The organism is Natronoarchaeum sp. GCM10025321, from assembly GCF_042663585.1.
In the GTDB taxonomy this organism is placed as follows: Archaea; Halobacteriota; Halobacteria; order Halobacteriales; family Natronoarchaeaceae; genus Natranaeroarchaeum.
The window spans coordinates 1-9,379 of record NZ_JBHTAN010000004.1 but is presented as its reverse complement, the minus strand read 5'-3'; the positions used below and the strand labels follow the sequence as shown (position 1 = coordinate 9,379).

11 protein-coding genes and 3 pseudogenes are annotated in these 9,379 nt (G+C 63.2%); 2 read left to right on the top strand and 12 right to left on the bottom strand.

Features of this window, described 5'->3' with window-relative positions; all coding sequences use genetic code 11:
• The 11 genes and pseudogenes from panB to ACFQL3_RS02460 form a co-directional block, all read right to left on the bottom strand.
• The coding region (gene panB / locus ACFQL3_RS02510; protein WP_377051093.1) for a 3-methyl-2-oxobutanoate hydroxymethyltransferase at positions 1-761 on the bottom strand (761 nt) is incomplete at its 3' end.
• 365 nt (positions 762-1,126) lie between these two features.
• A pseudogene (locus ACFQL3_RS02505) lies at positions 1,127-1,450 on the bottom strand (molecular chaperone TorD family protein); the annotation flags it as partial.
• A 27-nt stretch (positions 1,451-1,477) separates the two neighbouring features.
• Complete coding sequence (locus ACFQL3_RS02500) at positions 1,478-1,693, bottom strand: hypothetical protein (RefSeq protein ID WP_377051091.1); 216 nt, start codon at positions 1,691-1,693, stop codon at positions 1,478-1,480.
• 15 nt (positions 1,694-1,708) lie between these two features.
• The gene (nrfD, locus tag ACFQL3_RS02495; RefSeq protein ID WP_377051089.1) at positions 1,709-2,734 is read right to left on the bottom strand and encodes an NrfD/PsrC family molybdoenzyme membrane anchor subunit; all 1,026 of its coding nucleotides are present in this window, start codon (positions 2,732-2,734) and stop codon (positions 1,709-1,711) included.
• 6 nt (positions 2,735-2,740) lie between these two features.
• The gene (locus ACFQL3_RS02490) at positions 2,741-3,349 is read right to left on the bottom strand and encodes a 4Fe-4S dicluster domain-containing protein (RefSeq protein ID WP_377051087.1); all 609 of its coding nucleotides are present in this window, start codon (positions 3,347-3,349) and stop codon (positions 2,741-2,743) included.
• Positions 3,350-3,351: 2 nt separating this feature from the next.
• Positions 3,352-5,490: a molybdopterin-containing oxidoreductase family protein gene (locus ACFQL3_RS02485; RefSeq protein ID WP_377051085.1), complete on the bottom strand. Its 2,139-nt coding sequence runs from the start codon at positions 5,488-5,490 to the stop codon at positions 3,352-3,354.
• A gap of 121 nt (positions 5,491-5,611) precedes the next feature.
• Positions 5,612-5,680, bottom strand: a pseudogene (locus ACFQL3_RS02480) (twin-arginine translocation signal domain-containing protein); the annotation flags it as partial.
• A complete protein-coding gene (locus ACFQL3_RS02475; RefSeq protein ID WP_377051083.1) occupies positions 5,673-5,900 on the bottom strand; it encodes a 4Fe-4S ferredoxin N-terminal domain-containing protein in 228 nt (75 codons plus the stop codon). The pseudogene ACFQL3_RS02480 and the gene ACFQL3_RS02475, both read right to left, overlap by 8 nt.
• Positions 5,901-6,063: 163 nt before the next feature.
• A complete protein-coding gene (locus tag ACFQL3_RS02470) occupies positions 6,064-6,450 on the bottom strand; it encodes a hypothetical protein (RefSeq protein WP_377051095.1) in 387 nt (128 codons plus the stop codon).
• Between the two features lie 4 nt (positions 6,451-6,454).
• Positions 6,455-7,183 (bottom strand): hypothetical protein, encoded by a 729-nt coding sequence (locus tag ACFQL3_RS02465; RefSeq protein ID WP_377051081.1) that lies wholly within the window; start codon positions 7,181-7,183, stop codon positions 6,455-6,457.
• Positions 7,184-7,281: 98 nt separating this feature from the next.
• Entirely contained in the window at positions 7,282-7,935 is a 654-nt protein-coding gene (locus ACFQL3_RS02460; RefSeq protein WP_377051079.1) for a helix-turn-helix domain-containing protein, read from the bottom strand.
• Between the two features lie 130 nt (positions 7,936-8,065).
• Between ACFQL3_RS02460 and ACFQL3_RS02455 the strand changes: the two genes are divergently transcribed.
• A complete protein-coding gene (locus ACFQL3_RS02455; protein WP_377051077.1) occupies positions 8,066-8,320 on the top strand; it encodes a DUF5822 domain-containing protein in 255 nt (84 codons plus the stop codon).
• On the opposite strand, the gene ACFQL3_RS02450 is transcribed toward ACFQL3_RS02455, so the two are convergent.
• Positions 8,309-8,821 carry a hypothetical protein gene (locus tag ACFQL3_RS02450; protein WP_377051075.1) on the bottom strand — a complete coding sequence of 171 codons (513 nt, stop codon included), beginning with the start codon at positions 8,819-8,821 and terminating at the stop codon, positions 8,309-8,311. The genes ACFQL3_RS02455 and ACFQL3_RS02450 overlap by 12 nt on opposite strands.
• A gap of 44 nt (positions 8,822-8,865) precedes the next feature.
• On the opposite strand from ACFQL3_RS02450, the pseudogene ACFQL3_RS02445 reads away from it, so the two are divergent.
• Positions 8,866-9,379, top strand: a pseudogene (locus ACFQL3_RS02445) (hypothetical protein); the annotation flags it as partial.

Genomic DNA, 9,379 nt, shown 5'->3' with positions numbered 1-9,379 from the left:
TCACCCTCCAACACCGCTTCGACGTAGCTATCGATTGCCGACTGCATCTCCGCTCGGACGTCGCCGAACTGCTCCGCGAAGGGCGGCGACCACTCGCCGAGGCCGATGGCGTCGTTGAACACCAGTACCTGCCCGTCGGTTGCCGGGCCGGCCCCGATGCCGATGGTCGGTATCTCCAGTTCGTCGGTGACCGTCTCTGCCAGATTCGCCGGGACGTGCTCTAGCACCAGCGAGAACGCGCCCGCTTCCTCGTGGGCGTGTGCGAGGTCGATGATCTCCTGGGCGGCTTCTGGATCCGAACCCTGCTGAGTGTAGCCGCCGAGTTCGTTGATGCGCTGTGGCGTCAACCCCAGATGCGCCATGACCGGGATTCCCAGTTGGTGGAGTCGCTCGGTCAGTTCGACGGTGTGTTCGCCGCATTCGAGTTTGACCGCATCTGCGTGGGCCTCCTTGAGCATCCGACCGGCGTTCTCGATGCTCGTCTGCCGATCGGTGCCGTAGCTGAGGAAGGGCATATCCGCGACGACCAGTGCCTCTTCAGCGCCCCTGGCCACGGCGGCGGTTCGGCTCGCTACCTCGTCGACCGTTACCGGCAACGTGGAGTCGTAGCCCAGTACGGCGTTGCCCATGCTGTCGCCGACCAGTATCACGTCGACGCCTCGTTCGTCGATCAACTCTGCGGTCGGTGCGTCGTACGCTGTCAGCATCGTAATCGGCTCCTCGCCCGCCCGGGCGCGGATGTCCTGCACGGTCAGTCCCATACAGGGTGGTTGGTGATGGAGCAAATAAATGGCGTGGGAAGATCAATAGCCCGACATCGGCGAGGACGGCCGGCCACGATGTCGGATATTTATACCCACCCGTTCCGAACCCGGCCGTATGTACGGAGTCCGGGAGATTCTTGCGGCCGTGCTGGCGTTCGGCCTCGGCCTCGCGCTCGTCGTCGCGCCGAACGCAGTGGTCAGACTGCAGTTTTTCGCACAGGGCCCACCACAGGCCGGCACGGCGAGTATGGCGAGGACCAGGTGCTTACGGAGCAACAGGCATGGCTTGCCCGTGCTGTCGGGCTGATTCCGATCGGGATCGCGGGCTACATCCTCGCTCAGCCGCTGGTGTGATCCCTCGATCACTCGGCGTATCGTTCGCCCATCGCTTGGACGACCGAATCGAGCGTCCGGACGGCCCACAGATAAAACCCTGAGTCCGAAGTCGCCTCGACGCGCTCGCGAAACGCGGGGATCCAGTCGAAGTGGGCTTCGTGAAAGTTGGCATACCCCTCGTGTTGCTCTGCTTCCAGCAACAGACTCGCGTACTCCAGCAGCAGGGAGACGTGATCGGCTGGATACTCCGGAGGAACCGCGGCGTCAAGCGCGTCGTATCGACTCTTCATGTCGCTCGCCGGCGGTCCCGAGAGGATGCCGCGTTCGGTGCCGTCCCACCACTCTTCGTAGGCGGATTCGGCGGGGCGTACTCGCCTTCAGAACGCTTCAGAGGTCCGGAGATACTCCCTGCGGGCCCGGGCAATATCTTCGAACCGGGGCGGTGCGTCGACGCTGTCAATCGGTAACGATGCTGCACACTCTGCGACGATCGTCCCGAGCGTTCCGTTCCGGACCGCGTCAACGAACGCTTCGTCCGGATGCTGGAAACACGTCGCAAGCGTGGCGTAGAGGCGGGTGTGGTCGTCGTTCATCGTTTGTGTAGTTGCTTATCCGACGTAGACTGGCTGGTGGATCGCCGCGTAGATTATCACAAATCGTAGCATGAACGATCCGGCGATAACCAGCCCGAACTTCGTCGTACAGATCCGTTTGGTCATCAACACGTTCTCTTCGCGGAGGAACTCGACGACCTGCTGGGCGCCCGAGATAACGAGCGGAACCACCAGTCCGAGGCCGAGCACGCCCACCCACAGCAGGAGACCGTACCCCTCCGTGAGGCTGGCGTACGTCTCGGTGTCTGCTAGCCCGCCCGTAGACAGCGTGTACAGCAACGCCGCCAGCACCACAATCTCGACGATGATAATCGCGTCGTCGAGGATGCTAAACCGATGGACGAGATGGCTGTCTATGTCGCTGGCTAGCTGCGAGAGCATCAGAACCGCCGCGATACCCGCCGAGAACCCGCTCGCCAGGAACAGCAACGGGAGGATGTTCGGGTTCCACAGCGGCACGTTCCAGCCGACGTCGCTCAGCAGCAGTGCCGTGTAGACGATCAGCAACACGGCGAGGACGATGCCGATCACCTGCACGGCGACGGCGGCGAGGCCGGTCGGGCGCGTCGTGTCGGCAGCACGATCGATGTAGCCCTCGAACCCGGTCCGTGCCACGACGTGTCGCGGGAGTCCACTGGGGTCGTCCGTCGCTTCTGTTCCGAACGTGGCCCAGATGGCCCGGAACATGACGAGGAAGCTGAAGATCACGATCACCCAGGTCCCGATCGCCATCCACGAACTCCAGTTGGTGAACTGGACCGGGAACGTAAACGCCCTGAGGAAGGGGCCGGAGAGGTGCAACAGCAGGGTGATCGACCCCGCGGCGATCGTCAGGAAAGAAGTGAGAAAACCCCACTTCGTGACGTACTCGTACCCCTCGTAGCCGCTACGTGACCCAATCACTTCCGCGAGAGATGCGACCAGGAACGCCCCGCCCGAGAGCCCCCCGAGGAAGAGGTAGATCGCGACGAACACGTCCCAGTGGCCCGCGTCGAGCCAGTAGAGTTCCGGTGCAGTCATGATCGACTACACCTCGTAGGTCACTGCACCGGCTTCGTCGTCGTCCTGGTCCGCCTCGACGATAACGTTCGCCGGTTGAGAGGCGAACCGTTCGATAGCCTCCGTCGACGCTTCGGCTTTCAGTTCGCTAACCGGTCCGGCCTTGATCGCACCGCCGACACAGTTGTCGACGCATGCGGGCGTCGAGCCGCCGTCTTCTTGTTCCTCCCGAGGAGGCATGTCGTGGCCGCCACCGGGCCCCTCTCCGAGACACAGGTTGCACTTCGACATGGTGCCGCCATCGTCGTAGGTCGGTGCACCGTACGGACACGCCCATGCACAGTAGTGACAGCCGATACAGCTGTCCCGGTCGACGGTGACGATACCGTCTTCCTCGCGCTTTTCGATCGAGTTACACGGACACACCTTCTCGCACGGCGCGTCGGTACAGTGCATACACGACATCGAGATGGGCATCGAGCTTACATCGGGGAACTCCCCGCGCTCGACGTTACGGACCGTCCGCCACTCGTCCTGATCCGAATCGCGGTCGTGGCGTTGCTTGCACGAGACCGAACAGGCATGACAGCCGATACATTTGTTCGCGTCGAAGTAGAACGCCCACTGTTCACCCATCGTTACTCACCTCCGCTGGTGACGTCGACTGCGATGTGTCTGTCCGGCTGTCCGGTAATCGGGTCCATCTGTTTGGCGTGTAGTTTCATGGTGTTCATCCCCTCGTAATCCTCCTGTGCCGATCCCTCGCCGAAGCCGTACTCGGCGGTAACAATGCCCGGCTTGATTGTCTCGGTGACGTGTGCCATCAACTCTCCTCCGCCCGTCTCTGATTCGACGGTCACCATGTCACCGGTCTCGATGCCGCGTTCCTCGGCGTCCTCGGGATTGAGGTGCAGATAGTTGCCGCGGTAGTCCTCGTCTTCGAGTTCGTTCTTCCGGGCGAACTGGTCCAGACACCGGTCGATCCCCTGATCGCTACCGTGTGAGAAGAACACCGATCGGATGTCGTAGAACTCCAGCGGGTACTCCTCGTCGAGTTCGTCGCCGTAGGTCCCCGGAGGCTGCCACTCGGGAGCCGTATCCATTCCCGCCTCCTCGGCAGCCTGCACGAACGGCGGTATCTGGTCCAGATCGAAGCTGAACGCCGGGCCGTCCTCGTCGCGCCATTGCTCGTAGCCGTACTCGCCGACGAGTTCGTAGTTCTTGTCGCCGCTGTCGAGCTCTTCGAGGGTAAGATCGACCGCCTGTAGCTGATCGTCGATGAACTCCTCGTGGTCGTCCCACGGGAAGTTCTCGCCCCAGCCCATCGCCTCGGCGATGCCAGTCAGGATCTCCCAGTCCGGTTTGGTGTTGAACTGTGGTTCGACGGCGGCTTTCCCGCCGACGACCCACTGGTGTTCGGGGTAGGCGCTCCAGGAACCGGTGCCGACAGTGTCTTTCTCCAGTTGGGTCGCGTCGGCGAAGACGACGTCGGCGTTGCGCGTGACGCCGTTCCAGTAGGCGTCGACGGCGATCACCAGATCCATCTCGTCGAGGGCATCGAGCCACGCCTCGGCGTTGCCGTCTTTCAGCGGCATGTCGTGGTGGCAGTAGATGCCGTTGATGTGGTCGTTCTCGACCATCTCGGGGACGAGATTGTGGGCGATCCCTTCGATGTGCCGAAACGGGTACTCCTCGTACTCCTCGTACTTGTGGAGGGCCGGCTCTTTGCCCGCGGCGTTGTTCGGCAGGTCGACACCGATCGTCGCCTGGGTCCCTTTCTCGTCGGGCGTCCATTCGCAGACCTCGAACGGATCCGCCGTGGGCGTACTCTTCCACAGTCGGAGGCCGCCGGGGCGGTCGATGTTGCCGGCTAGCCCGTTCAGCGCGGTGATGTTCTGGGTAGCCTTCCAGCCGTTGCCCATCTGGGCCGTTCCGGTCCAGACCGAGATTCCCGCTGCCGGGGCTGCCTCGGCGAAGCCGCGGGCGATCTCTCGGATCTTGTCGGCATCGATCCCGGTGATCTCCGCGGCCCACTCGGGCGTCTTGTCCGCGACAGACTCCCGGTAGGCCTCGAAGCCGTGGGTGTGCTCCTGTACGAACTCCAGATCGAGGCGACCCTCCTGGATGATGACGTGTGCTATCGCCAGCGCCAGCGCGCCGTCGGTTCGGGGCTCGATCGGGAGCCATTCGTCGGACTTCTCGGCCGTCTCGGTGTACTGGGGGTCGATCGTTACTAGCGTCGCGTCGTTCTTCTCGATGGCTTCGAGGACGCCTTTCGCCTCGAACTGCCCGGCAAAGGAGCCAAGCGGGTTCCGACCCCACATGATGAGATACTCGGAGTTCTGGTAGTCGGGAACCCGGTTGTTCAGACCGACGCCCATCATCCCGCCGGTGACGAACGTCGGCCCGGCACAGACGTGGACTCCCCGGCCGATCCGTTCGGGCGTGCCGTAGAGGTCGCGCCAGATCGTCCGGAAGATCGGCGTCTCCGCCCAGCTTCCGGCGTCGAGGAACGTCTCCGCACCGTGTTCCTCGTCGAACTCCTGAAGCCGTTCGGCTGTGTACTCGAAGGCCTCGTCCCAGGTCGCTTCCCGTAGCTCGCCGTCCTCTCGGATGTAGGGCTGTTTGATCCGGTCGGGGTCGTGAGTCTTGTCGAGCTGGGCTAGCCCCTTCGGACAGAGCGTTCCGTTTGTGCCGGGACCTGCGCTCCCGGGGGTTACCGTCGACGCCAGTGATTCCGACGACGGTATCGTCGTTGACTTTGACTTCCTGGGCACAGTTGTGACAGCACATCCAGCAGTTGCCGAAGGCGGTGTCGGCGTCCGCGACCGGTGTCGCAGACCGATCCGTACTTGCCAGCCCGGGCGCGCTATCCAGACAGCCACCGAGTGCGGCGGCCCCTGCGGCGGCCGCGCCGGTCTTCAGCAGGTTTCGACGGGTCAGTCCGCTCCCGTCCTCGCTACTCATCCGCGATCACCTCCGCTGGCGTGTAGTCGTCGCCGAACTCCTCGCGGAGTCGTTTGTCGTACTTTTCGTGGAACTCCGTCTCGGTGAGTTCGCCGTTCGCGACGCGCATCGCGTCGATGCCGACCTGCCGGCCGAGCTCCTGATCGTATTCGCTCTCTTCGGGATCGGTTCCAAGGGCGGACAGCGCCTCGAGTGGATCCTGTTGGTTTTCTGGGCTCATGGAGTGCTCACAATAGGAACCACGGTTCTAGCCGCATAGGTCGTCCTCGGGATCTATTCAGGTTTTATATGCTGGTGAATCCCGGACGTGCCGGACGAACCATCGGATCGGCCGATCAAAGAGAGTGTTGCGCGCTGACGGCGATAGCCCTTCAGGTCCGGACTCAGAGCGTCGGCGTCGCGACCGAGCTACAGCCCCAGTCGCCGCCTCCGTCGCCCCCGTCGCCCCCGTCGTCGGTCTCCATCTCGTCGCCGGCCATGTATGCGGCATCGGCCGCCTCGATCTGGTTCGCACCAGCGGACGCGAGTTCGGGGATCTCGTCGACGACGATCTCCAGGTCGCTATCGCCGGTATCGCCGTCCGTCCGGTCGTTAACGTCGACGCGCCACTTCTCCGGCGGGACGTTACCCTCCGTGTTGTTCCCGTCGTACTGGGCCCACTGTCTGGAGAACGAACCGTCGTAGACGACGACGTCGTCGTAGCCCAGAATCCCGTCGAGGGCGAAATATCCCATCGACGCACGGTAGCCGCTCCCGCAGTACGTGACGATCGTATCACCGTCCTCGACGCCCTCGAGGCCGAAGACGTGGGATTCGATCGCGTCGGCATCCTTCCAGTCCCCCCCCTCGGCGAACTTCGTCGAAGGTCGCGACGGTCTCGTCGTCGCGCGTCGTTGTCGAGGAATACGTCGTCGCGCTCGAGGATCGTGCGAGCCGGTCGTCGTTGTTCAGCGTTGGCCTGTAAACGTCGCGGACGGCGCGTCGAGTAGGCCTCGCCGTCCAGGGCGAGCTCAGCCCCGAGAGGACGATCGTCGTCTTGGGACAGACGCCGCTACGCTGTAACACCGCGTCCATCTGCGCACCGTTCGGGACCATCGGAGCGACCTCGCCCAGCCCCTCCACGCGAGCGGCGTGGAACTCGTTTGGACCCCACTTGAGCGCCCCCGGAACGTGACCGTCATCGTAGGTTTCGGTATCCCAGACGCGCAAGACGACGACCCGCTCGCGGACGTCCAGCTGGCCGAGGTTAACCAGCCCAACGTCTTGCCACTCTTTCAGCGTCGCGGGTTCGATCAACGCGTTGTCCGTCGCCGTCGGATCCGGAATGTCCTCCTCTGTCTCCTCTTCTTCCGGCCCGTTTTCCGATTCGTCGCCGTTTTCCATCCCGTTCTCGTCGCCGTTTTCGGCCGCCGGCTCGTCGTCACCGAGACACCCGGCGAGCGCGCCGAGACCGGCCGCGCCAGTAATCTGTACGAACCGCCGTCGATCGAGTTTTCGGTCCATACCCGTGACTACACGATGGGGGTCGTTGAGGATATCCCGGGATCAATTCGGATTTTATATAGGGGTCAGTATAATAGAGGTTGCAATGCCGTGGCTGGTCACGCCTCCCAGCACGAGCAGTCACAGGAGAGCTGCCGGACGACGTTCGACTCGGCACGTCGGAGTCGCTGTGACGTCGCCGATAGGGAGATGCCGAGTTCGTCCGCGATCGCGTCGAGCGGAATCGACGAGTCCGAATCGTAGTAGCCCAACTCCTGGGCGACGTTCACTGCCTCTCGCTGCTTGGCGGTCAGTTCCGAAATATCGACAGAACAGAGTTCTTTGACCTCGGATCCGTCGGTCGAGACGATGCTACGCACCGAGACGCGCGTGCAGGCCTCCCGGACCTCCGCGACGATCTCGGCAACCGTCTCGGTATCGGAGACGTACGTCTCCATGACGAACTCGCCGTCCCCGACCTCAAGATAGCGCGGAAGACAGCCGTACTCCGAGAACACTTTGCCGGGACAGTGGTCACAGATTTCGTTCGAGGTGTGTTTCGTGCAGACGCTCTCGTCGTCGTCGTCGCGAACCGCGATATCGAGGTTGCAGTGCTCCTGATCGAGACGGACGTCGATGTCGATGACGTCCTCCTCGATCGCGTCCATCACACAGGCACCACCACGTTCGATCTCGAGGACGACCCGTAGGTCACGGTCCTCTACGGGCGGAATGACGGATTCTTCTTCGTCGGACGGAGACCCAACAGCCATACGACAGTCTAACGAGCGACGCAGTATAAACGAGTGAGTGCATTCCTGTCCAGTGGGAATCCGTTCGAGAAACCGCTCGTCACCGGTCAAATCCGGATACTACTTTATGTTTGGGTCGTAACCGGGAGGCGTGCCAGAGCCAGTCGAGACCAGCGATCCCGAGGGCGTCGACTACGGATGGGTGATGCAGACCACCTTCGTGCTCACTATCGTCGTCGGCGCGCCGGTCGTCGCCCTCCTCTCGGTCCCGTACACCCTGCCGACGTGGGGTGTCCGAGTGGAGTTTGCGATCCGGGTCGGTGCTGTCGTCTGGATTCTGATCGCTCTCCCGGTGTTTGTTTACGCAAAGCGAAACGTCGACGCGGGGAACGACTCAGGCGAGTAACCGACGGAACGGCGTCCAGACGAACCGTCTCCCGATGAGGAACACCCCGGCCAGCACCGGCACCAGCAGATAGCCGAGTAGATCGACGTAAAGCGGTAGCGTGCCGAGTGCGGCGTTCCCGACGAGTGCGGCCAGCGGTGCGAACACCGCGAGCGCGAACACGTACGAGAGATTACGGCCGCGATGTTGGCGCGTTCTCCGGATCGCGAGGAAGAACACCAGCGGCATGACCACGACGCCGAGCGCAAGGACGGCGCTTGGCCCTATCTCCGCGACTTCGGTCGCGTAGACGTACTCCCACGCCGAGGTGATGCCGTAGGCAGTCGTGTACTCGGTGAGCAGTGCCTGTAAGGCGGCCGTATCGGTGCCTGCCGCTCTGAGTTCGATTGCGAGTTCCTCGATACTGACCGCGTTCTGGTAGCCGTAGTGTGCAAGCCCGGCAGATACAGACCGAACGCGGCGATGATCGCCCGCCAGCCGAGGCGTTTCGCCCCGATCCATCGGGCGATCGGGTTGCCGAACAGGAGGCCGAGGCCGATCCGGACGTGTCGCTTTCTGCCGCGCCGTCGGTTGCCGTCGCCCCGCCGGTGTTCGTACTCGCCGACGCGCCGGCCCCTCCTGCTGTAGAGGCGGTTTCGCCACCTGTCGCGGAGCCAGTGCCGCCCGTCGCTCCTGCAGTGGTTCGGTTCCGGGACGTCGATCCGCCTGTGTTCGTACTCGACGAGGCCGACGACCCGGCCGAGCGGTTCGACGGTCCCGACCCGCTACTGGACGCCCCCGAACTGCTCGTTCGCGACGAGGTGCGATTGGACGTTCGGGAACTGCTCGAGGAGGGACTGGACGACCCGGAACTCCCGGATGAACGGCTGGACGATCCGGAACTCCCGGACGAACGGCTTGAACCGCTGGACGATCCACTGCTATTGGATGCCGAACTTCTCGTCCGGGTCGAGGACGAAGTGGTCCGGCTACTCGACGTGCTGGTAGAACTGCCTGCTGATCTGCGGGTCGAACTGTTCGACGCACTGCTACCGGTCGTCGACCCGGCAGTCGATGTCC